Source organism: Rhodococcus opacus (assembly GCF_012396235.1).
Classification (GTDB): domain Bacteria; phylum Actinomycetota; class Actinomycetes; order Mycobacteriales; family Mycobacteriaceae; genus Rhodococcus_F; species Rhodococcus_F opacus.
Genome location: NZ_JAAXPA010000002.1, coordinates 321,883 through 344,105, shown reverse-complemented (window position 1 = coordinate 344,105; position 22,223 = coordinate 321,883). Strand labels below are relative to the sequence as shown.

General features: G+C 68.3%; 21 protein-coding genes. 11 read left to right on the top strand and 10 right to left on the bottom strand.

Translation table 11 applies throughout. The annotated features are described in order from the left end of the window. The first annotated feature begins 108 nt into the window (after positions 1 to 108). Both HGB39_RS03590 and HGB39_RS03585 read left to right on the top strand, forming a co-directional pair. Positions 109 to 1,272, top strand: coding sequence for a DNA recombination protein RmuC (locus tag HGB39_RS03590; protein WP_005560524.1), 1,164 nt, complete (start codon positions 109 to 111; stop codon positions 1,270 to 1,272). A 23-nt stretch (positions 1,273 to 1,295) separates the two neighbouring features. After that, complete coding sequence (locus tag HGB39_RS03585; RefSeq protein WP_064079891.1) at positions 1,296 to 2,138, top strand: DUF6542 domain-containing protein; 843 nt, start codon at positions 1,296 to 1,298, stop codon at positions 2,136 to 2,138. Between the two features lie 28 nt (positions 2,139 to 2,166). On the opposite strand, the gene HGB39_RS03580 is transcribed toward HGB39_RS03585, so the two are convergent. After that, the gene (locus HGB39_RS03580) at positions 2,167 to 3,177 is read right to left on the bottom strand and encodes a 4-hydroxy-3-methylbut-2-enyl diphosphate reductase (RefSeq protein ID WP_005239003.1); all 1,011 of its coding nucleotides are present in this window, start codon (positions 3,175 to 3,177) and stop codon (positions 2,167 to 2,169) included. A gap of 142 nt (positions 3,178 to 3,319) precedes the next feature. Here HGB39_RS03580 and HGB39_RS03575 point away from each other — a divergent pair, with 142 nt between their 5' ends. Genes HGB39_RS03575 through HGB39_RS03565 form a run of 3 tightly spaced genes read left to right on the top strand, consistent with a single transcriptional unit; the run spans position 3,320 to position 5,439 of the window. Further along, positions 3,320 to 3,952: a lipid droplet-associated protein gene (locus HGB39_RS03575; protein ID WP_043786833.1), complete on the top strand. Its 633-nt coding sequence runs from the start codon at positions 3,320 to 3,322 to the stop codon at positions 3,950 to 3,952. Continuing rightward, positions 3,949 to 5,205, top strand: coding sequence for an exodeoxyribonuclease VII large subunit (gene xseA, locus HGB39_RS03570; protein WP_005239001.1), 1,257 nt, complete (start codon positions 3,949 to 3,951; stop codon positions 5,203 to 5,205). Before HGB39_RS03575 ends, xseA begins: the two co-directional genes overlap by 4 nt. A 3-nt stretch (positions 5,206 to 5,208) precedes the next feature. After that, positions 5,209 to 5,439, top strand: a complete 231-nt coding sequence (locus tag HGB39_RS03565) for an exodeoxyribonuclease VII small subunit (protein ID WP_005570450.1) — start codon at positions 5,209 to 5,211, stop codon at positions 5,437 to 5,439. Between the two features lie 14 nt (positions 5,440 to 5,453). On the opposite strand, the gene HGB39_RS03560 is transcribed toward HGB39_RS03565, so the two are convergent. Continuing rightward, positions 5,454 to 6,023 carry a DUF4245 domain-containing protein gene (locus HGB39_RS03560; RefSeq protein ID WP_009479114.1) on the bottom strand — a complete coding sequence of 190 codons (570 nt, stop codon included), beginning with the start codon at positions 6,021 to 6,023 and terminating at the stop codon, positions 5,454 to 5,456. 189 nt (positions 6,024 to 6,212) lie between these two features. Here HGB39_RS03560 and glpX point away from each other — a divergent pair, with 189 nt between their 5' ends. Next, a complete protein-coding gene (gene glpX, locus HGB39_RS03555; RefSeq protein WP_043791864.1) occupies positions 6,213 to 7,253 on the top strand; it encodes a class II fructose-bisphosphatase in 1,041 nt (346 codons plus the stop codon). Between the two features lie 99 nt (positions 7,254 to 7,352). Continuing rightward, positions 7,353 to 8,756, top strand: coding sequence for a class II fumarate hydratase (locus HGB39_RS03550; protein WP_005560424.1), 1,404 nt, complete (start codon positions 7,353 to 7,355; stop codon positions 8,754 to 8,756). A 58-nt stretch (positions 8,757 to 8,814) separates the two neighbouring features. On the opposite strand, the gene HGB39_RS03545 is transcribed toward HGB39_RS03550, so the two are convergent. Next, on the bottom strand, positions 8,815 to 9,672 hold the full coding sequence (locus HGB39_RS03545) for an acyl-ACP desaturase (RefSeq protein ID WP_037202965.1): 858 nt from the start codon (positions 9,670 to 9,672) through the stop codon (positions 8,815 to 8,817). Positions 9,673 to 9,828: 156 nt separating this feature from the next. On the opposite strand from HGB39_RS03545, the gene HGB39_RS03540 reads away from it, so the two are divergent. Next, positions 9,829 to 11,436 carry a serine hydrolase gene (locus HGB39_RS03540; RefSeq protein WP_005560422.1) on the top strand — a complete coding sequence of 536 codons (1,608 nt, stop codon included), beginning with the start codon at positions 9,829 to 9,831 and terminating at the stop codon, positions 11,434 to 11,436. 26 nt (positions 11,437 to 11,462) lie between these two features. Next, entirely contained in the window at positions 11,463 to 11,894 is a 432-nt protein-coding gene (locus HGB39_RS03535; RefSeq protein ID WP_005560420.1) for a limonene-1,2-epoxide hydrolase family protein, read from the top strand. A 74-nt stretch (positions 11,895 to 11,968) separates the two neighbouring features. Here the strand turns inward: HGB39_RS03535 and phoH2 are convergent, their stop codons facing one another. From phoH2 to HGB39_RS03520, 3 genes are all read right to left on the bottom strand, one after another. After that, a complete protein-coding gene (phoH2, locus tag HGB39_RS03530) occupies positions 11,969 to 13,336 on the bottom strand; it encodes an RNA 5'-3' helicase PhoH2 (protein ID WP_025432159.1) in 1,368 nt (455 codons plus the stop codon). Between the two features lie 308 nt (positions 13,337 to 13,644). Then, positions 13,645 to 14,940 carry a serine hydroxymethyltransferase gene (gene glyA / locus HGB39_RS03525; RefSeq protein WP_005253714.1) on the bottom strand — a complete coding sequence of 432 codons (1,296 nt, stop codon included), beginning with the start codon at positions 14,938 to 14,940 and terminating at the stop codon, positions 13,645 to 13,647. 66 nt (positions 14,941 to 15,006) lie between these two features. Continuing rightward, positions 15,007 to 16,227: a hypothetical protein gene (locus tag HGB39_RS03520; RefSeq protein ID WP_064079892.1), complete on the bottom strand. Its 1,221-nt coding sequence runs from the start codon at positions 16,225 to 16,227 to the stop codon at positions 15,007 to 15,009. A 169-nt stretch (positions 16,228 to 16,396) separates the two neighbouring features. Here HGB39_RS03520 and coaA point away from each other — a divergent pair, with 169 nt between their 5' ends. Continuing rightward, the gene (coaA, locus tag HGB39_RS03515; RefSeq protein ID WP_005253716.1) at positions 16,397 to 17,329 is read left to right on the top strand and encodes a type I pantothenate kinase; all 933 of its coding nucleotides are present in this window, start codon (positions 16,397 to 16,399) and stop codon (positions 17,327 to 17,329) included. A gap of 41 nt (positions 17,330 to 17,370) precedes the next feature. Here the strand turns inward: coaA and HGB39_RS03510 are convergent, their stop codons facing one another. Next, on the bottom strand, positions 17,371 to 18,138 hold the full coding sequence (locus HGB39_RS03510; protein ID WP_005572244.1) for an isoprenyl transferase: 768 nt from the start codon (positions 18,136 to 18,138) through the stop codon (positions 17,371 to 17,373). A gap of 161 nt (positions 18,139 to 18,299) precedes the next feature. Between HGB39_RS03510 and trhA the strand changes: the two genes are divergently transcribed. Next, complete coding sequence (trhA, locus tag HGB39_RS03505; protein WP_005572246.1) at positions 18,300 to 18,968, top strand: PAQR family membrane homeostasis protein TrhA; 669 nt, start codon at positions 18,300 to 18,302, stop codon at positions 18,966 to 18,968. A gap of 6 nt (positions 18,969 to 18,974) precedes the next feature. On the opposite strand, the gene HGB39_RS03500 is transcribed toward trhA, so the two are convergent. The 3 genes from HGB39_RS03500 to mca are packed head-to-tail and all read right to left on the bottom strand — an operon-like array spanning position 18,975 to position 22,203. Further along, positions 18,975 to 20,990 carry a thioredoxin domain-containing protein gene (locus HGB39_RS03500; RefSeq protein WP_064079893.1) on the bottom strand — a complete coding sequence of 672 codons (2,016 nt, stop codon included), beginning with the start codon at positions 20,988 to 20,990 and terminating at the stop codon, positions 18,975 to 18,977. A 17-nt stretch (positions 20,991 to 21,007) separates the two neighbouring features. Beyond that, on the bottom strand, positions 21,008 to 21,328 hold the full coding sequence (locus tag HGB39_RS03495; RefSeq protein ID WP_005253720.1) for a hypothetical protein: 321 nt from the start codon (positions 21,326 to 21,328) through the stop codon (positions 21,008 to 21,010). After that, positions 21,325 to 22,203 carry a mycothiol conjugate amidase Mca gene (mca, locus tag HGB39_RS03490; RefSeq protein ID WP_005253721.1) on the bottom strand — a complete coding sequence of 293 codons (879 nt, stop codon included), beginning with the start codon at positions 22,201 to 22,203 and terminating at the stop codon, positions 21,325 to 21,327. The genes HGB39_RS03495 and mca overlap by 4 nt, the downstream gene beginning before the upstream one ends. Positions 22,204 to 22,223: the final 20 nt, after the last annotated feature.

Genomic DNA, 22,223 nt, shown 5'->3' with positions numbered 1-22,223 from the left:
AGCGATTCGACGTGTCGCTGGGGCGGTGCCCCACATGTAGCGGGGCGGTGCCCCACATGTAGCTGGGCGGTGCCCCACATGTCGGTGGGTCGGTGCACCATGAGCCACATGAATGCACTCGCTGCACTCGGAATGCTCCTGGCGCTCGCCGCGGGCACCGCCCTCGGGTGGCTGCTGCACGCGGCGCGGAGCGGTGATCGGGCGGCGCGAGCGGAGGCACAGCTCGCCGCGCTGCGCGAGAACGAGGCCCTGCTGCGGCAGTCACTCGGCGCCGTCAGCGAGGATTCTGCCCGCCGCCACTCGGGTGCGATCGGCGAGCAGATCTCGCGACTGGTCGGGCCGCTGCACGAGGCCGTCGGCGCGCTGGCGGAACAGGTGGACCACGTCGAACGCAGCCGGGTTCACGCGTACGCCGGACTCAGTGAGCAGGTCGAGGGCATGCACCGCACGTCACAGATGCTGTCCACGCAGACGAACAGACTCGTCACGGCGCTGCGGGCGCCGCAGATCCGGGGCCGGTGGGGTGAAATCCAGTTGGAGCGGGTGGTCGAACTGGCCGGGATGGTTCGGCACTGCGACTTCGACACCCAGGTGTCGAAGGAGGGTGTCCGTCCCGACCTGCTCGTGTACCTCGCGGGCGGCAAGCAGATCGTGGTCGACGCCAAGGTCCCGTTCGCGGCGTACCTGGACGCCGCGCAGACGGAAGACCCGGCCGCCCGGGAACAGCACCTCTCCAGACACGCCCGGCAGCTGCGGACGCACGTCGACCAGTTGGCCGACAAGACGTACTGGGAGTCGTTCGACCCGACGCCGGAGTTCGTGGTGCTGTTCGTGCCCGGTGATCCGTTCCTGGACGCGGCGCTGACCGCCGATTCCGGGCTGCTCGAGCACGCGTTCTCACGGAACGTGATCCTCGCCACCCCCACCACGCTCATCGCATTGCTGCGGACCATCGCGCACACCTGGCGCCAGGAGGCGCTGTCTCGGGACGCCGCGAAGATCCACCAGCTCGGCCGGGAGCTGTATTCGCGGCTGGGGACGGTCGGCGCGCACCTCGACCGTCTCGGCTCCCAACTCGGCAAGGCCGTCGACTCGTTCAATCTCACCGTCGCGTCGATGGAGTCCCGGGTCACAGTGACCGCCCGCAAGCTTCACGACCTCGACGTGTTCGACGGCGACGTCACCGAGGTCAGCGCCGTCGATTCGTGGCCGAGACGCACAAATCTCGAGGATCTCTCAGGCTCTACCGGTCACGCCAACGAGGCTAGTTAACAAGTTGCCGCTACTGTCGTTGTGTGTCTGCAACCCAACGTGCTCGCTCTGGGGTGCCGCTCGACAGGCGGTCGATTGTCCCTACGGTCCCCGGTCTCCCCTGGTGGGGTGTCATTCTCCTGGCCGTCGGAGTCACCTTTGTCGGATTCGCTGTCGATGCGGCTCGTGGCACCGAACTCACGGCTGCGTTCTCCACGTTCTATTTCCTCGGCTGTGTCCTCGCCGCGGCGGCTGCCGGCAACCGCGCGCTGTTCACCGCGATCGTCCAGCCGCCGCTGATCCTGTTCGTCGCGGTGCCGCTCGGGCAGAGTCTCATCGCGGAGGAGAACAGCACCGCACTGAAGGACCTGGCGATCAACGTCGCGTATCCACTGGTCAACCGCTTTCCGGTGATGCTCGCCGCCACCGTGGTGACCCTGCTGATCGGCGGACTCCGCCTGTTCCTGCTGCAGCAACGCAAGACCGGTCCCGCTCGCACGTCCGAGCGGCGACGCGCGCAGCGGGCGCCACGCGCCGCCCGCCCTCGGCGCGCCGCCGAGGAGTCGGAGCAGTCTCCGCCGCCGCGTCGGACGCGTGACAAGGACGCCGCACGGGAGCACCCCCGCTCGGCGCGACGGGCGGCCACCCCACCGCCTCGCCGCTCGTCCTCGTCGGGCGGACGCACAGCGCCTCCACCGCCGATGGTCGACCGGGCAGCGCAGGCACCCCGCTCGGCACCTCCGCGCACCACTCAGGCGCCACGTTCGGTGCCGCCGCGGACGACGCCGCGACCCCGGCCGAACCCCGACGTGCCTGCCCACCCCATTCCGCAGGTGCGCTACCGCGACCGGTACGAGCCGCCGTTCGAGACGGAGCAGCCCCGCTAGAGCAGGGACGGGGCGGGTCGCGAGCCGATCAGGTCCGCGCGGCCCGCAGCTCGCGCGGCAGTGCGAAGACCAGCGTCTCGTTGGCCGTCGTGACCGGCTGGACGTCGTGGAATCCGTGCTCGTCGAGCAGATCGATCACACCACGCACCAGGATCTCCGGCACGGACGCACCCGAGGTGATCCCGACCGTCCGGACACCGTCGAGCCAGGCCGGATCCACTTCGCGTGCGTAGTCGACCAGGTACGACGCCTTCGCGCCCGCACCAAGTGCCACCTCGACGAGACGAACCGAGTTCGAGGAGTTGCGGGATCCGACGACGATGACGAGGTCGCATTCGGGCGCCATCGCCTTGACGGCGACCTGACGGTTCTGGGTGGCGTAGCAGATGTCGTCGCTCGGCGGGTCCTGCAGATTCGGGAAACGCTCCCGCAGCCGGGCGACCGTCTGCATCGTCTCGTCGACGCTCAACGTGGTCTGCGACAACCAGATGACCTTCGATTCGTCGCGGACCGTCACGGCGTCGACGGAGTCGGGTCCGTCGACCAGCTGCACGTGATCGGGGGCCTCGCCGGCGGTGCCCTCCACTTCCTCGTGGCCCTCGTGGCCGATCAGGAGGATGTCGAAGTCGTCGCGGGCGAAGCGCTTGGCTTCCTGGTGGACCTTCGTGACCAGCGGGCACGTGGCGTCGATGGTGCGCAGGTTGCGCGCCGCGGCCGATTCGTGGACCGCGGGAGACACGCCGTGGGCGGAGAACACCAGCAGCGCACCCTCCGGAACCTCGTCGGTCTCGTCGACGAAGACGACACCCTGATCGGTGAGCGTCTCGACGACGTGCCGGTTGTGGACGATCTCCTTGCGCACGTAGATCGGGGCGCCATGCTTCTCGAGCGCCTTCTCCACCGTCTCGACGGCGCGGTCCACGCCGGCGCAGTAGCCGCGGGGTTCCGCGAGCAGTACGCGCTTCTCGCCGTCGGCGCGCGACGCTCCCGAATCTGCAGAACGTGTGATACCCACATTGAGTGGAACAGCCGAAGACATGGCTCCAGACTACGGGTCGCCCCGTACGGACGACACTTTCGCGGGGCCTCGGCGGGGTAGTGTGCGCATCGTCGCACCGAAGTCGTCGACGCTGTGGGCACGTCGGCTACCCAAACGTGCCGCTGTCAGGCAGGCTGTGGGAATGATTCGTCCCCCGTTCGTGGCGCGTGTCGCCGCTGGAATCGCCGTGACGGCCGTCGAAGAGGCCAGGAAACTGCCGACCACCGCGGCGACCCTGCCCATGACCGCGGTCAGTCAGGTGCTGCAGACCACGATGCGTGTTCAGCAGTCCATGACGGCGCTGGCCATCAAGGGCGACCAGGCTTTCGCACTGATCAACTGGACCCACGACGAGGAGCAGCCGGTCTGGGCCGTCTTCGACGAGGACACCGATCCGGATCCCGCCGTCGACGGCGGGACCGACGAGCGGTCGGCCGGGCCTGGGCGGTTCGCCCTGTACTCGCTGAGTCCGCAGGACGAGAGCACCCCCGAGAAGGTCTCGACCCCGAAGGCTGCTCCCGCCGCCACCAACGGCGCCGCCTCCGTGAAGTCGGTGAGCAAGAAGGCCGCGACCTCCGCCCCGACGGTGGCCGAACCCGAGATCGCCGTCGTACTCGACTACGGCACGCTGACGCTCGCCCAGCTGCGGGCGCGCCTGCGCAGCCTGTCCGTCGAGGACCTCACGACGCTGCTGGACTACGAGAACGCGACCCTGGCACGCGCACCGTTCCAGACCATGCTGACCAACCGCATCACCTCCGCCAAGGCCAAGTGACCTCCGCACAGCCCCGCGCAGCCAGTACCGGACCGAGTACCGCCGAGCAGCCGTGGCCGGTCCGCACCGTGTCGGCCAAGGTCGCACAGTGGATCGACCGGCTCGGGAGTGTTTGGGTCGAGGGACAGATCACCCAGATCAACGCGCGTCCGGGAACCCGGACCGCATTTCTGGTGCTGCGGGATCCGTCCGTCGACATGTCGTTGTCGGTGACCTGCTCCCCACAGCTGTTGCAGAACTCCCCCGTCCCGCTCACCGAGGGCAGCCGGGTGGTGATGTTCGGCAAGTTGTCGTTCTACACCGGCCGCGGGTCGGTCTCGCTGCGGGTGACGGAGATCCGCGCGATCGGGATCGGTGAACTCCTCGCCCGGATCGAGCGGCTGCGTGCGCTGCTCGCGGCGGAGGGCCTGTTCGACCCTCGGCTGAAGCGTCCGCTGCCGTTCCTGCCGGGCACCATCGGGTTGATCACCGGTCGCGCCAGCGCCGCGGAGCACGACGTCCTCAGTGTGGCGCAGCGCCGCTGGCCCGCCGTGCGCTTCGAGGTGCGTAACACCCCGGTGCAGGGCGCGACCGCCGTTCCGCAGATCCTCGACGCGTTGAAGGAACTGGACGCCGACCCGCACGTCGACGTGATCATCCTCGCGCGCGGCGGCGGCAGTGTGGAGGATCTGCTGCCGTTCTCCGACGAGACGCTGTGCCGCGCGATCGTCGCCTGCCGAACTCCGGTGGTCAGCGCCATCGGTCACGAGCCGGACAGTCCGCTCAGCGATCACGTCGCCGACCTGCGGGCCGCGACACCGACGGACGCCGCCAAGCGGGTCGTACCGGACGCCGTCGCCGAGCAGGCGCTGGTCGGCGAACTGCGGTCGCGGAGCGCGGCTGCGCTGCGCAACTGGGTGCAGCGCGAGTCGCACCTGATCGCCCAGCTGCGGAGCCGGCCGGTGCTTGCCGATCCGCTGCGCGCGCTCGACCACCGGTCGGACGAGGTCGAGCGACTGCGGGAGGCCGGGCGACGCGACATCAGCCGGGCGATCGCCGCGGAGAGCACCACGATCGAGCACCTTCGTGCACGGCTGACGACCCTCGGCCCCGCCGCGACCTTGGCCCGCGGCTACTCCGTGGTTCAGCGCATCGTGCCCGACGGCGATCCCGAGGTACTGCGTTCGGTCGACGACGCCCCACCGGGCACCCAGATTCGCGTTCGAGTCGCCGACGGCGCAATCCGTGCCGCGGTGATGGGAAAGGACAAGTAGGACATGAGCAAGCCCACCGGAAACGACACCGACATCGCGGAGCTCGGCTACGAGGCGGCGCGCGACGAACTCGTCGACGTGGTCAAGGTGCTCGAGCAGGGCGGCCTCGACCTCGACGCGTCACTCGCGCTGTGGGAGCGTGGCGAGGCCCTGGCCACACGCTGCGAGGAGCACCTCGCCGGGGCCCGCAAGCGCGTCGAGACGGCGCTCGCCCACGCCGACGACGAGGGCTGACACGCCCCCGGTAGTCAGGCGGCGAGGATCGGGGCGTCGGCCGCCGCGGTGGTGAGCTGCTCGAACGCCTCGGGTGACGCACTGCCCGTCACGAGGAGCCGGACGTCGCCGAAGTCGGAGACCCAGATCGGCTCGACGCCCTCCCCGCCGTACACGATCCAGCTGTGACCTGCGACGTCCTCGGTTCCCGTCGCCGTACGCGGACCACCCGCGACGAACGGCACGAGCACCGTCTCGACGGCATTGCTCTGCGTCAGCTGGATGTAGCGGCCTGCCTCGGTGATGAAGCCGACGGTGCTCGAATCGCCACCGCCGTCGCCGCTGACGATGCTGCGGCTGCCCGAGTTGGGCGTCCAGCCCTCCGGTGTCTCCGGCTTACGCACCGGGAACGGAAGGTCCTGCGCGTCGTACTTCAGCGCCGCATCGACGTCGAAGCTGGGAATCGGACCACTGGTGGGCCCGCCCGGGCTGAACGTGCACTGGCTGGCGATACCCGCGATCAGTACGCAGAACAGGACAAGGGGTACGAGCGACCACACCATGTCGCGGTTGTTGTGCAGGATGCGGGGTTTATCAGATGCCACGCCCACCAGTATCCAGGGTCGGTCCCGGAACAACGATTCTCGGTCCCATGATTCGCGCCCCAGCAGCGCACGTCACACTTCTTTCTGGGAGAATCAGCAGCGAGATCCACTCGACACTCGGCGGCCGACGGCCACCGACACAGCGTCGACGTACAACGTCGACCGTGACTGCACCAGGAGGCACTGCCCATGACGGCTAGCACCACTTCGAGTCGCCGCGAGGCCCCGGACCGAAATCTTGCTCTGGAATTGGTCCGAGTCACCGAGGCTGGTGCGATGGCTGCCGGTCGCTGGGTCGGCCGTGGCGACAAGGAGGGCGGCGACGGAGCCGCCGTCGACGCCATGCGCCAGCTCGTGAGCTCGGTCTCGATGCGCGGCGTCGTCGTCATCGGCGAGGGCGAGAAGGACGAAGCTCCGATGCTGTTCAACGGCGAAGAGGTCGGCAACGGCGACGGACCCGACTGCGACTTCGCCGTCGACCCGGTCGACGGGACCACCTTGATGGCGAAGGGCATGCCCAACGCGATCGCCGTGCTCGCGGTCGCCGAGCGCGGCGCGATGTTCGACCCGTCTGCCGTGTTCTACATGGAGAAGATCGCCGTCGGCCCCGACGCCGCCGATGTCATCGACATCACAGCGCCCGTCGCCGAGAACATCAAGCGCGTCGCGAAAGTCCGCAAGGCGTCCCCCTCCGACGTGACGGTCTGCATCCTCGACCGTCCGCGGCACGCCAGGCTCATCCAGGAGGTCCGGGACACCGGCGCCCGGATCCGTCTCATCTCCGACGGCGACGTCGCGGGTGCGATCGCCGCCGCACGTCCGGAGTCGGGCACCGACATCCTGATCGGCACCGGTGGAACGCCCGAGGGCATCATCGCCGCCGCCGCCATGCGCTGTATGGGTGGTTCGCTGCAGGGCCGGCTGGCCCCGACCGACGATGCCGAGCGCCAGAAGGCCATCGACGCAGGCCACGACCTGGACCGTGTGCTCTCCACCGAAGATCTCGTGTCCGGTGAGAACGTCTTCTTCTGCGCCACCGGTGTCACGGACGGCGACCTGCTCCGCGGTGTCCGCTACTACGGTGGCGGCGCCTCGACCCAGTCGATCGTGATGCGGTCGAAGTCGGGCACCGTCCGCATGATCGACGCGTACCACCGTCTCGAGAAGTTGCGCGAGTACTCGTCCGTGGACTTCACGGGCGAGGACGGCGCCATTCCGCCGACGTTCTAGGCAGCTCCGCTGCCCGTGCGCCTTTCCGGTAGCCAGAGCTACCGGAAAGGCGCACGGGGAGCGCCCCCACGACGCGCTCAGAAGTGGCATGTTTGACGCATGACCGAGAGCAACGAGCAGCAGTACCGGATCGAACACGACACCATGGGCGAGGTGCGGGTGCCCGTGGATGCCCTGTGGCGCGCGCAAACTCAGCGCGCCGTCGAGAACTTCCCGATCAGCGGTCGAGGTCTCGAGCGCACCCAGATACGTGCAATGGGTCTGCTGAAAGCGGCCTGCGCGCAGGTCAACAAGGACCTCGGCCTCCTCGACGCCGAGAAGGCGGACGCCATTATCGCCGCGGCGGGCGAGATCGCCGAGGGCAAGCACGACGATCAATTCCCCATCGACGTCTTCCAGACGGGCTCGGGCACCAGTTCCAACATGAACGCCAACGAGGTGATCGCGTCGATCGCCGCGGCGAACGGTGTGGTCGTCCACCCCAACGACGATGTCAACATGTCGCAGTCGTCCAACGACACTTTTCCCACCGCGACGCATGTCGCGGCCACCGAGTCCGCGGTGAAGGACCTCCTCCCCGCCCTCGACCACCTGCGCCTGGCCCTGCTCGACAAGTCCACCGAGTGGAAGCACGTCGTGAAGTCGGGCCGCACCCACCTCATGGACGCCGTCCCGGTGACCCTCGGCCAGGAGTTCGGCGGTTACGCCCGCCAGATGGAGGCGGGGATGGAGCGGGTCGTGGCCTGCCTTCCCCGGCTCGGTGAGCTGCCCATCGGCGGCACCGCGGTCGGAACGGGACTCAATGCCCCCGACGGATTCGGCCCGAAGGTCGTCGCCGAACTGGTGAAGGCGACGGGCGTCGATGCCCTCACACCGGCGAAGAACAGTTTCGAGGCGCAGGCGGCGCGTGACGGCCTGGTGGAGGCGTCCGGCGCGCTGCGCACCATCGCGGTGTCCCTGACCAAGATCGCCAACGACATCCGCTGGATGGGATCGGGGCCGCTCACCGGTCTCGGCGAGATCCGTCTCCCCGACCTGCAGCCCGGCAGTTCGATCATGCCCGGCAAGGTCAATCCGGTGCTCCCGGAGGCTGCCACCCAGGTCGCTGCCCAGGTGGTCGGCAACGATGCCGCGGTCGCCTGGGGCGGCGCCGCCGGCGCGTTCGAACTCAACGTCTACATCCCGATGATGGCGCGGAACCTGCTCGAGTCGTTGACGTTGCTGGCCAACGTCACGCGACTGTTCGCCGACCGGTGTGTCGTGGGGCTCGTCGCGAACATCGAGCACCTCAAGACGCTCGCGGAGTCGTCGCCGTCCATCGTGACGCCACTGAACTCCGCGATCGGGTACGAGGAGGCCGCTGCTGTCGCCAAGCAGGCGCTGAAGGAGAAGAAGACCATCCGCGAGACCGTCGTCGACCGTGGTCTGATCGGCGACAAGCTGAGCGAGGAAGAACTCGACAAGCGTCTCGACGTGCTGGCGATGGCGAAGGTGAAGGACTGACCCTGCCGACGGAGAGGGCCCGCACTCGATCGAGTGCGGGCCCTCTCGCGCAGAAGTCCTACAGCAGCGCGGACAGCTCGTCGCGGGCCTTCTCGCCCTCCGAGCCGAGATCGGTGCGGTCGGCGATGTTCCACGAGCGGAGCAGCGGAGCGAACACCTTCTCCCCCTGCTGTGCGGGGTCGTAGATACCGGCCTCGGCGAGCACGGCGGTGCTGTCGGTTCCGCCGGGCAGTGCCACGCTCGGCACGTCGAATGCGGCGATCCGCGACGCGATCGCGCGCATCGTCTGGTCGGGTACCAGCTCGAACGCGGCCTCGACGATGTTTCGGTAGAACAGCGACTGCAGTTCGTCGTCCGCGGCCAGCCGCTCGGCGATCACGGCCACCAGCGGGTCCTCGCCGAGTGCCGCCGTGTTGTGATGACGCACCGCCGCGGCCTTCTCCTCGAACGCGGAGTTCGCGAGCATCTCGATCAAATGCATCGGCGGCATCGCGTAACCGCGGACCATCTCGTCCATCCGGGCGCGCTCGAGGGCGACGGGGTCGACGGCGCGCGTCACCATCAGGTAGTTCCGGAGCACGATGGAGTGCCGGTTCTCCTCCGCGGTCCAGCGGCCCACCCAGCGCCACCACGGGCCCACCTGGGCGAGGTGCTTGGCGATCTCCCGGTGGTACGCGGGCACATTGTCCGCCACCAGCACACCCACGGTCAGTGCGAGCGCCTCGACGTCGCTCAGCGTCGACTGATCTGCCGACCAATCCGTTCCACCCATGAACGCGAAGTTCTTGCCCTGGTCCCACGGGACCAGATCGTGCGGCTGCCAGCCGTCCGCCTCGGCGATGTGACGTGTGAGGTTTTCGTCCACCACCGGGGCCAGCTCACTGAGCAGCTGCGAGTCATTCTTTTCAATCGGCATCCGCACACCGTAGCGTCCGCGCCGGGGCACCGGGTCGACCACCGGTGAATTCGACGGGAACAACGGCGGCGTTGTGACGAAAACATCCTGGTCATGGGCTTGAAGTCGTTAGGCTGGCAGTCCACGGTTACCCCGGGCCCGAGCAGAGGATCACCCATGCGCAGACATCGGAACCTGACGATACTTCTGTCGGCTCTCGCGCTCGGCGGGTCACTCGTGACGGGTTGCGGCTCCGACGCAGACGACTCCGGTTCCGAGACGTCCGGCGCGAACCCCACCTCGGAGTCCTCCCAGCCGCCGAACCCGGGGACGGTCGCGGGCGTCGATATACCCGATGGTCAGATCGACGACGCCGTGGGCCGTCTCGACGAACTGGCGACCGAGTTGATGGACAGTTCCCGTCTGCCGGGCATGGCGGTCGCCGTCGTCCACGGTGGGCAGACCGTGTACGCGAAGGGATTCGGGGTGCGCGAGGCCGGCACCGATCAGAAGGTGGACGCCGACACCGTGTTTCAGCTGGCGTCGATGTCGAAACCGGTGGGGTCGACGGTGGTTGCCCATCAGGTCGATGCCGGCGTCATCGGCTGGGACACTCCCGTGGTGTCCAAGTCACCCGGTTTCGCCCTCGCCGACCCGTGGGTCACCGAGCACGTCACGGTGGGCGATCTGTACTCGCACCGGTCGGGGTTGCCCGATCACGCCGGCGATCTGCTCGAGGACCTGGGTTTCAACCAGCAGCAGGTGCTCGACAAGCTCCGGCTCGAGCCGCTGAACCCGTTCCGGATCACCTACGAGTACACCAACTTCGGCCTCACCGCGGCGGCGGAGGCCGTCGCGGCGGCGTCGGGGACGGATTGGGCGACGCTCTCCGAGCAGACGATCTACCAGCCGCTGGGGATGTCCTCCACGAGTTCGCGATTCGCTGACTATCAGGCCCGCGACGACCGCGCCGTCGCGCACCAACTCGTCGACGGCAAGTACGTCGCCGATGCGGTACGCAATCCCGACGCCCAGTCCCCCGCGGGCGGAGTGAGCTCGTCCGTCAACGACATGGGCAAATGGCTGGCGATGCTGTTGGCCGACGGCACGTTCGAGGGCAAGGAGATCGTGTCCCCCGAATCACTGCTCCCCGCGGTCAGTCCTCAGATGGTGTCCAGCCCACCACGGTCGATGGACAGCCGTCCGGGGTCCTACGGTTATGGGTTCAACGTCTCGACCACCCCGGCAGGGCGGGTCTCCCTCAGCCACTCCGGTGGATTCCAGCTCGGGGTGGCGACGAACTTCGTCGCGATACCGTCCGCCGACGTCGCCATCGTCGCGCTGACCAACGGGTCGCCCATCGGCATTCCCGAGTCCCTCACCGCCGAGTTCGCCGACCTCGTCCAGTTCGGGGAGATCCGCGAGGACTGGAGGTCGTTGTACCGGCAGGCCATCGCGCCGATGGACGAGCCCGAGGGCAGTCTCGTCGGCCAGACGGCCCCCGCGAACCCGGCACCACCGCAGCCGCTCCCCACCTACGCGGGCACCTACGGCAACCCGTATTGGGGTCCCGCCGTCGTCACGGAGAGCAACGGCGCGCTGTCGCTCCAACTCGGGCCCGCCGGGCAGACCTTCCCACTCACCCACTGGGACGGCGAGACCTTCACCTTCATACCCAGCGGTGAGAACGCCCCACCCGGAACCATCTCGAAGGCCACGTTCGCCGGCAACAACGTCACACTCGAGTACTACGACACGGAAGGCCGGGGGACATTCGTCCGCTGAGCCGACACTTCGACGGGAAGAAGACCATGAGCACGAACTCGCACGAACCGACGGGAACCACTCGAACGGACACGGCAGATGTCCAGGTGGTCCGGGCCTTCCTGGACGCGCTCGTCGCCGGCGACCCGGACGCCGCGCAACAGTATCTGCACCAGGACATCGTGTGGCACAACGTGTCCCTGCCCAAGATCCGCGGCCTCGGCTCCGTCATGCGGGTACTGCGCGGAATGAGCCGCCCCGGTGTCGGATTCGATGTGCGCCTGCACCACATCGCCGGCGACGGGACGGCCGTTCTGACCGAACGCACCGACGTCCTGATCTACAAGCGGCTGCGCAGCGAGTTCTGGGTGTGCGGCACGTTCGAGATGAAGGACGGCAAGATCGCCGTCTGGCGCGACTACTTCAGCAGCCGGGACTTTCTGTGGGGCACGCTCAAAGGCATTTTGCGCGCCTTCTGACGTTTCCGCCCGATGTCACCTCGGTCCGGTCGGACCGTGGTGCCATCGGGCGGATCACGCTGCGCGGCAGGCGCCTACGGCGTCGGCCCGAACTCCTCCAGCATCTCCGTCACGAGCGCCGCGATCGGCGAACGCTCACTGCGCGTCAACGTGATGTGGGCGAACAGCGGATGCCCCTTGAGCTTCTCGATCACCGCGGCCACCCCGTCGTGACGTCCGACCCTCAGGTTGTCGCGCTGAGCGACGTCGTGAGTCAGGATCACCCGGGAGCCGGTGCCGAGCCGGGAAAGCACCGTGAGCAGCACATTGCGTTCCAGCGACTGCGCCTCGTCCACGATCACGAACGAATCGTGCAGTGACCGTCCGCGAATATGCGTGAGTGGCAACACTTCCAGCATGCCGCGGCTGATCACCTCGTCCATCACCTCGGTGCTGGCGAGGCCGTCGAGTGTGTCGAAGACCGCCTGGGCCCACGGGCCCATCTTCTCGCTCTCACTACCCGGCAGGTAGCCGAGCTCCTGCCCGCCCACCGCGTAGAGCGGCCGGAAGACAACGACTTTCCGCTGGGTGCGGCGCTCGAGCACCGCCTCCAGCCCCGCCGTCAACGCCAGCGCCGACTTGCCGGTGCCCGCCTTGCCGCCCAGCGACACGATGCCCACACTGTCGTCCAGCAGGATGTCCAGGGCGATCCGCTGCTCGGCCGAACGTCCGTGCAGACCGAATGCCTCACGCTCCCCCCGCACCAGCTGCACCCGCTTGTCGGCGTTCACGCGGCCCAGCGCGCTCGACGAACCGCCCAGCAGCCGAATACCCGTGTGACACGGAAGCTCCCGGGCCTCCTCCAGATCGACGACACCCTCGGAGAACAGTTCGTCGATCGACGAGGACGCCACGTCCAGTTCGGTCATACCCGTCCAACCCGACGGAACGACGTCGTGGGCGTGGTACTCGTCGGCGGGAAGACCCACCGCACCGGCCTTCACTCGCAGCGGGATGTCCTTGCTGACCAGGACGACGTCACCGCCCTCGGCCTCGAGGTTCAGTGCGCAGGCCAGGATCCTCGAATCGTTGCTGTCCGTGCGGAATCCGACCGGAAGAACCGACGGGTCGGTGTGGTTCAACTCGACCTGCAAGGTGCCACCCTCGGTGCCGATCGGCACCGGCTGGTCGAGACGACCGTATTCCAGACGGAGGTCGTCGAGCATGCGCAGCGATTCTCTTGCGAACCATCCCAACTCGTGGTGGTGCCGCTTCCCTTCGAGCTCGCTGATCACGACGAGGGGAAGCACCACACGGTGCTCGGCGAACCTGGTGACGGCCCAGGGGTCGGACAGCAGTACGGAGGTATCGAGTACGAATGTACGAACTGCAGAATCCGACGATTTCCTGGGGGCGGCGGACGAACGTCCGACGCGGGCTGAGACGGAGCGTGAAGCAGTCACGTTGGCTCCTAGGTCTGCGTGGCACCCACGCAAACTCGGTTCGCTGGACCGGTCCGTCCCTGGTGTGTCACCACACGAGGGCCGGGCGCCGGCCCCCTCGCACTGAGTGTGTCAGCCACGATCAGGACCTCCCGTACAAGCAACTTCCCCGCTGCCTGTTACCCCCGACGGTACTGCCAAACACGCCGGACGGCCGTGCGAGCGGCGGGCGTGTCGGTGAACATCAAGTTACGTGGAGGCGCCTGCGGCGCCCGTGCGTGGTTAACGAGTCCCTGCACTCGCAGGCCACGCACGGGCGGCGGAGCCGCCTAGATCAGGCGCCAGTCCTCGAGACCCTCGTACAGCGGGAAGTCGGCGGCAAGCTTCGACACGCGGGACTTCAGCGTCTCGACGTCGGACGATCCGGCGAGTGCGGTGCCGATGATGTCGGCGACCTCGGTGAACTGCTCGTCCCCGAATCCACGCGACGCGAGCGCCGCCGTGCCGATCCGGAGGCCGGACGTGACCATCGGCGGGCGGGGGTCGAACGGCACCGCGTTGCGGTTGACGGTGATGCCGACCTCGTGGAGAAGGTCCTCACCCTGCTGGCCGTCGAGCTGCGAGTTGCGCAGGTCGACGAGCACGAGGTGCACGTCGGTGCCGCCGGTGAGGACGCTGACACCCTTGTCGACGACATCGGCGCCGGTCAGACGCTCGGCGAGGATCTTCGCGCCGGTCAGGGTGCGCTGCTGACGGTCCTTGAACTCCTCGGTGCCCGCGATCTTCAGGGAGACGGCCTTGGCGGCGATGGCGTGCATCAGCGGCCCGCCCTGCTGGCCGGGGAAGACGGCGGAGTTGAGCTTCTTCGCCCACTCCTGCTTGGCGAGGATCAGGCCGGAGCGCGGCCCGCCGAGCGTCTTGTGGACCGTGCTGGACACGACGTCGGCGTACGGCACGGGCGACGGGTGCAGCCCGGCAGCGACCAGGCCCGCGAAGTGCGCCATGTCGACCCACAGGTACGCGCCGACCTCGTCGGCGATCGACCGGAACGCGGCGAAGTCCTCGTGACGCGGGTACGCGGACCAACCGGCGACGATGACCTTCGGCTGCGCGGCGACCGCGATCTTGCGGACCTCGTCCATGTCGATGCGGTGGTCCTCCTTGCTGACCCCGTACGACTCGACGTCGTACAGCTTGCCGGAGAAGTTCAGCTTCATGCCGTGCGTGAGGTGGCCGCCGTGCGCCAGGTCGAGGCCGAGGAGCTTCTCACCCGGGTTCATCAGGGCCATCAGGACCGCCGCGTTGGCCTGTGCGCCGGAGTGCGGCTGAACGTTCGCGAAGTCGGCGCCGAACAGTTCCTTGGCGCGGGTGCGGGCGAGATCCTCGATGACGTCGACGTGCTCGCAGCCGCCGTAGTAGCGGCGTCCCGGGTATCCCTCGGCGTACTTGTTGGTGAGGACGCTGCCCTGGGCCTGGAGGACCGCGCGCGGAACGAAGTTCTCCGAGGCGATCATCTCCAGCGTGTCGCGCTGACGGGCCAGCTCACCTGCCATGGCCTGGGCGACTTCGGGGTCGAGTTCGGCGAGGGGGGCCGTGTTGACGTCGGTACCGGGCACAGCGGTCATCGAGGGATCTCCAAGCTGGATGCGGAAACGAATGCTCCCAGTCTACGAAGTACCCGTGAGGACTTCCTAACCGCCCGCGGTGAGGTACCCCTCACCGGCGCGCAGGACGCTGGGCACGAGCGGCTCGTCGAGCAGCCGGCGGAACCGCTCCGACCGCTCCGCGCCGACCGGCACCTCGCCCAGCCAGCCACCGAGCAGTCGGTATCCCTCCACGTAGGTGCTGGTGTACGCCCGCCACAACGGCGACGACAGGAACCGCAGCGACTGCCGGGCCCGCTCGGGAGTCGACAGGCTCCACCGCTGCAGGAACGCCGCGACGTCGTCGTGGCTGCGGCCCTCGTCGTGCAGCATCATCGCCGCATCCTGCCGCACACCGAGCAGCTGCCCGGACGCCCCGGACAGACGTTGCGCCTGCTCACCGTCGAATCGCAGGCCCAGGTCGGCGTAGATTTCCTGCGCCCACAGCCCCCAGTCCGACCCGACGATCGATTCGAGCGCGAGGTCCGCGAGCCCCTCGGCCATCAGGCACTGCGGGGTGTTGACGACGAACAACGTCTGCTCGAGCTGTCCAGCGCCGACCAGTCCGGCTTCCTTGCGGCAGTGCTCGGTGTGGTGGCCGGGGTACGACTCGTGCGCGATCAGCCGCGGCAGGTTCGACATGTGCTGCTTGAGGTCGGAGTTGATCGCGACCCGGGAACGGTAGTCGCCGAGGTAGTAGTTGAACCCCGACCACGGCTTGTCGCCCACGACCTCGTACTCGACGACTTCCGAGTCGGGCAGTGCGTAATGCCCGCGCACGAGATCGCGCAGAGCGCTCGAGAAGGCGTCGACACATTCCTGCAACCGGTCCGCGGGGATCTCGTCCTTCGCGCGGTGGGCCTGGATGCGTTCGGCGAGCGGCCCCGTTCCGGGCAGCACGGCGTCCATCTTCCGGTGCGCCTCCCGGTACTGCTCCTCGTCGCCCCGTTCGATCCGGACGTCGAAGTACGCCTCGACCTCGTCGACGAAGCCGACGTCGTCGCCCGCGAACTTGCGCGCTGAGCATTCGAGGGCGCGGAGATGGACGTCGAGGAACCGGGTCCGCTCCTCGGACAGTCCCGCCGACGGCAATTCCGCGCGGAGGTTCGCCGCCGTGCGCGCGAGAACGCGCGGATCGGGCTTCGGCGCGTTCTCCACCTGCCTGCGCAGCGCGGGATCGCCGGTATACGCGTCGACGAATCCTTCCTCCAGCCGGTCGAAACCCAGCCCGAGCAGCAAGTATTCACGTACGAACGAAACGGATTCCATGCCGTCCGACCTTAGTCGCACACGCGTCTGCCCGACCCGCCGACAGCGCAGCCTGTGGCACCAAGCACAATCCGACTATGCAACCGCTACTCGCCAGCGCAACGACGACGGCAGAGATTCTGGGCATGGACCGCTCACTCCCCCGTGTACCCGAGTGTGAGCGGAACTGATGGCGCGGACGAGCGAGTCCAGTCCGTACGTCGAATTCGACCGGAAGCAGTGGCGCACACTGCGTAAGTCGACGCCACTCGTCCTGACCGAGGAAGAGCTGTACGGACTGCGGGGCCTCGGCGAGCAGATCGACCTCGAAGAGGTCGCGGAGGTGTACCTGCCGCTGTCGCGTCTCATCCACCTGCAGGTCGCGGCACGTCAGCGACTGTTCGCCGCGACCGCGACGTTCCTCGGCGAGAAGCACCCCGACCAGCAGGTGCCGTTCGTGATCGGCGTCGCCGGCAGTGTGGCGGTCGGCAAGTCCACCACCGCCCGTGTCCTCCAGGCCCTCCTCGCGCGGTGGGAGCACCACCCGCGCGTCGACCTGGTGACGACGGACGGCTTCCTGTATCAGACGGCCGAGCTGAACCGCCGCGGGATCATGCACCGCAAGGGCTTTCCCGAAAGTTACGACCGCCGCAAGCTGCTGCGGTTCGTCACCGAGGTGAAGTCGGGGGCCGAAGAAGTGGCCGCGCCGGTGTATTCACACATCTCGTACGACATCATCCCGGGCCAGTACCACCTGATCCGGCAGCCGGACATCCTCATCATCGAGGGTCTCAACGTGCTGCAGACCGGTCCCCGGCTGATGGTGTCGGACCTGTTCGACTTCTCGATCTACGTCGACGCCCGCATCGAGGACATCGAGAACTGGTACATCCAGCGTTTTCTCGCGCTGCGGAAGACGTCGTTCTCCGACCCCGACGCACACTTCCACCACTACGCCGGACTGTCCGACCGGGACGCGACGGCTGCCGCCCAGGAGATCTGGCACAACATCAACCGGCCCAACCTCGTCGAGAACATCCTGCCGACGCGTCCGCGTGCCACGCTCGTGCTGCGCAAGGACGCCAATCATTCGATCAACCGGCTGCGGCTGCGGAAGCTGTAGGTGAGTGGCGAAGTGTGTTCCGGCACGCTTCGCCACTCACGTCAGACGCCGAAGCGGCGGTGCCGGGCGGCATAGTCGCGGAGCGCGCGGAGGAAGTCGACCCGGCGGAACTCGGGCCAGTACGCCTCGGTGAACCAGATCTCGGAGTAGGCACTCTGCCACAGCAGGAACCCCGACAGCCGCTGCTCCCCCGACGTGCGGATCACGAGGTCGGGGTCGGGCTGGCCGGACGTGTAGAGGTGACCGTCGATGCCGTCGACTGTGATCGATTTCACCAGTTCGTCCCCCGACAGTCCCGCGAGGAGTTTCTCGCTCAGCAGCGACTGCACGGCGTCGGCGATCTCCTGGCGACCGCCGTAGCCGATCGCGACGTTGACGTGGGTGCCGGTGCGCCCCTCGGTCCCGGCGGCCGCGTCGCGCAGACGGCGGGACTGTTCGGAGGGCAGGAGGTCGAGGGCGCCGACGATCTTGACGCTCCAGTTCTTGTCGGGGCCGGAGATCTCCTCGACGACGTCCGTGATGATCTCGAGCAGGGTGTCGAGTTCCCCGGGGTCGCGGCGCAGGTTCTCGGTGGACAGCAGGTAGATGGTCGCCATCTCGATGCCCGCGGCGTCGCACCAGCCGAGCAGCTCGGAGATCTTCAGGGCGCCCATGCGGTGGCCGTGGCTGACGTCCTCGAAGCCGTTTTCGCGGGCCCACCGCCGGTTGCCGTCGCACATCACGGCAATGTGCCGAGGGTGCTGTAGACCGTCGAGCCGCTTCAGTAGACGACGCTCGTAGATGCTGTACAGCAGTCCTCGCGCACTCACCTGGAGATCACCATGACACGCAAGAGTACGCCGCATCCGAAGGTGATCCGCGACGGCCGTCACACAGCGCACGACTTGCCGCTACCGACGGGTACGCTCTCACCACGAGCTAACCTACGGTTGCGTAGGTTAGTGCCACACACAGCGAGAAGAGGTGTTCAGTGACCGCTTTCGGCCTCGACGAACTGCCCGTCAAGCCCCGACTGCGAGGGTGGATCCACCTGTGGGCGTTCGGCGTCTCCGTGATCGCCGGCATCGTCCTCGTCACACTGTCGGGCACCCAGGTGTCCGGGGAAGCGGCGCTCGCCACCGCCGTCTACAGCCTCACGGTGTGCGGCGTGTTCGGGGTCAGCGCCACCTACCACCGGATCCACTGGAACACCGTCAAGGCCCGCACGTGGATGAAGCGCGCGGACCATTCGATGATCTTCCTGTTCATCGCCGGCAGCTACACCCCGTTCGCGGTGCTGGGGCTTCCGCCCGACACGGGCCGGACCCTGCTGATCGTCGTGTGGGCGGGGGCGCTCGCCGGGGTCGCACTGAAAATGCTGTGGCCGACGGCACCGCGCTGGGTCGGGGTACCGCTCTATCTGCTGCTCGGCTGGGCCATCGTTCCCGTCGCACCCGAACTGACACACGAGGTCGGCGTCCTACCGATGGTGCTGCTGCTGATCGGCGGCATCCTCTACTCGGTCGGCGCGATCCTCTACGCCACCAAGTGGCCCAACCCGTGGCCGACCACGTTCGGGCATCACGAGTTCTTCCACGCCGCCACCGTCATCGCGGCCCTGTGCCACTACATCGCCGTGTGGCTGGTGGTGTTCCGGTAGGCCGGACTACCGGCTCAACGCGGCACCCAGGTCCTCGATCGTCGACACCGGGCGGTCGCACACGAACCCGCGGCACACGTACGCCGCGGACGCGCCGCCGACCAGCGGCCGGTCGGCGAGCAGCGGTGACGAGTCCGGTGCGCCGCCGACCACGACGGCACCCCCGGGAGCGAGTCTGCGCGCCTCCCGAAGCAGGACGGAATCCCCGTCGGTCGCCACGGCCACCTGGATCGGGCCGCGCACCGACGCCTCGGCCACCGCGAGCCAGTGCCCGGCCGATCGCGGCGCGCGCTCCAGAAGCAGTGCCACCCGGTCGAGCGATTCGGCGGCCGCGCTCGCGTACCGTCCCGACGCGTCCGCGTCGGCCACCGCGGCCGCCGTGACCAGTGCCTCGACCAGGCACGACGCTCCGGACGGCGTCGCACCGTCAACCGGGTCGCGGGGACGGGTCACCAGGGTCTCGGCGTCGTCGGCGGTGTCGAACCAGCTGCCCGGCCGCTCGTCGTCGGCGAAATGGATCAGGGCGCGGTCCAGCAGCGCCCGCGCGTGTGTCAGCCACTCGTTGTCGCCGGTCGCCTGATACAACGCGAGAAGGCCCGTCGCCAGGCAGGCGTAGTCCTCGAGCACCCCGGCCGATTCGCCCACGGACGTTCCCAGCGACGCCCTCCGCAGACGCCCGTCGACGAAGTGCAAGCCCAGCACCGCACGCGCGCAATCGGCGGCCGCGGCCACCCACTCCGGCCTGCCGAGTCCGGCACCGGCCTCGGCGAGCGCGGTGATCGTGAGACCGTTCCAGGCGGTGACCACCTTGTCGTCGCGTCCCGGCTGCGACCGCGTCGCACGCTGGGCGAGCAGCGTGCCCCGGATCCGGCGCCAGCGGTCCCAGTCGTCCGGATCGCGCGGAAGTTGCAGGACGGACGTGCCGGCCTCGAACGTCCCGTCCGCGGTCACCGCGAACACCCGGGCCGCCCACTCCCCGTCCTCGGGGCCGAGAACCTCGACGAGCTGCCCGGGGGTCCACACGTACGTCAGTCCCTCGACGCCCTCGGTGTCGGCGTCGAGGGCGGACGCGAACGACCCGTTGTCGGTGCGCAGATCGCGCAGCAGGAACTCGACCGTCTCCTCGGTGACCCGGACGGCCAGGTCCGCGCCCGTGCGCCGGCCCAGGTGCGCGTACACGCGCAGCAGCTGGGCGTTGTCGTAGAGCATCTTCTCGAAGTGCGGCACCACCCACGCGGCGTCGACCGAATACCGGGCGAAACCGCCGCCGAGCTGGTCGTAGATGCCGCCGCGCGCCATCGCCGACGCCGTCCGCCCCACAACACCGAGCACGTCGTCGTCACCGGACCGCTCGTACGTGCGCAGCAGGCCTTCCATCAGCGCGGACGGCGGGAACTTGGGGGCTCCTCCGAACCCGCCGCGGTCGGCGTCCTCGTCCCGCAGCACGGCTGCGGCAGCCGCGTCCAGCAGGGCCGCGTCCACCCGGACCTCGCCCTCGGGAATGCCGCCGGCTCCCCGCCGCAACTCGGCGACCACCGAGGCGGCCGCGTCGTCGACGTCACCGCGGCGGTCCCGCCACGTGTCGGCGATGGCGCTCAGCAGTTGCGTGAACGACGGCATCCCGCCGCGCGGCTCGGACGGGTAGTAGGTGCCGCAGTAGAACGGGGCGCCGTCGGGAGTGAGGAAGCACGTCATCGGCCAGCCACCCTGACCGGTCATCGCGACCGTGGCGTTCATGTACACGGCATCGAGGTCCGGACGCTCCTCGCGGTCGACCTTGACGCACACGAAGTGCTCGTTCATCAGCGACGCCACCGCCTCGTCCTCGAAGGACTCGTGGGCCATCACGTGGCACCAGTGGCACGCCGAGTATCCGATCGACAACAGGATCGGGACGTCCCGCTCGCGCGCCCACTCGGTCGCCTCCGGACCCCACTGCTGCCAGTGCACGGGGTTGCCGGCGTGCTGTCGCAGATAGGGGCTGGTGGACCCACCGAGTGTGTTCTGTGCGCGTGGGTCCATGTCCGGCTCCTGTTCGACTACTTCTGCAGGTTCGGCGGGGTGTCCGTCGGCTTCGGCGGTTCGGTGCTGCTCGGCCCGCCACCGTGGATCGCGCCGCGGTCGGTGCCCTCGTCCGCTTCCTGGTCCGGTTCGGGGTGCTCCGGCTCGAACGTCTCGGGCAGGTTCTTGAGCTTCTTGTTCATCGACCGCACCAGCAGCACCACGCCCGCGAGCAGCGCGAGAATGACGACGAGGCCGATGGGCGACGCCTTGCCGAACTCGGGACCGGACGGGGTGCTCGGCGTCTGCGCCAGGACGTCCGCCGCGCCGGCCACGATGCTCACCGTCAACGCATTCACTGCTGTCCGTCCTCGTGGATGCCCGCGAACAGGTCGTTCTCCGGGATGGAGGTGGTGACGCGGGTCTTGGCGAGCTCGAATTCCTCGGTCGGCCAGATCTTCTGCTGGATCTCGAGCGGAACCGCGAAGAACGAGCCGTTCGGGTCGATCTGGGTCGCGTGGGCACGCAACGCGTCGTCACGCTGAGGGAAATAGTCGCCGCACGTGATCTGGGTGGTGACGCGTGCCATCAGGTCGCCCTGCTCGGTCTTCCACTTCTTGAGCCACTCGGCCATCGGGAACTCTTCGCCGCGGCGGTCGTACTCCTCCTGGAACTGCAGGAGACGCTTCCGGATGAAGCCGTGCGAGTAGTAGACCTTCTGCACCTTCCACGGTTCCCCGGCGTCGGGGAACCGCTCCGGGTCGGCAGCGGCCTCGTACGCGGCCATCGACACCTCGTGGCACCGGATGTGATCGGGGTGCGGGTAGCCGCCGTTCTCGTCGTACGTGGTCATGACGTGCGGACGGAACTCGCGGATCACGCGCACCAGCGCCTCGGTCGACTCCTCGAGCGGAACGAGCGCGAAGCAGCCCTCCGGCAGCGGCGGCTTCGGGTCACCCTCGGGCAGACCCGAGTCGACGAATCCCAGCCACTGGTGCTGGACTCCGAGGATGCGCGCCGCCTCGGCCATCTCCTCGATGCGTACCTCGTGGATGCGGTCCCGCACCCCGGGCACGTCCATCGCGGGGTTGAGGATGTCGCCACGTTCACCACCGGTCAACGTCACGACCTTCACTTCGTTGCCCTCTGCGGCGTAACGGGCCGTTGTCGCGGCACCCTTGCTCGACTCGTCGTCGGGATGGGCATGGACGGCCATGAGCCGGAATCCGCTCACGTATTCGTTCACCTCAACTT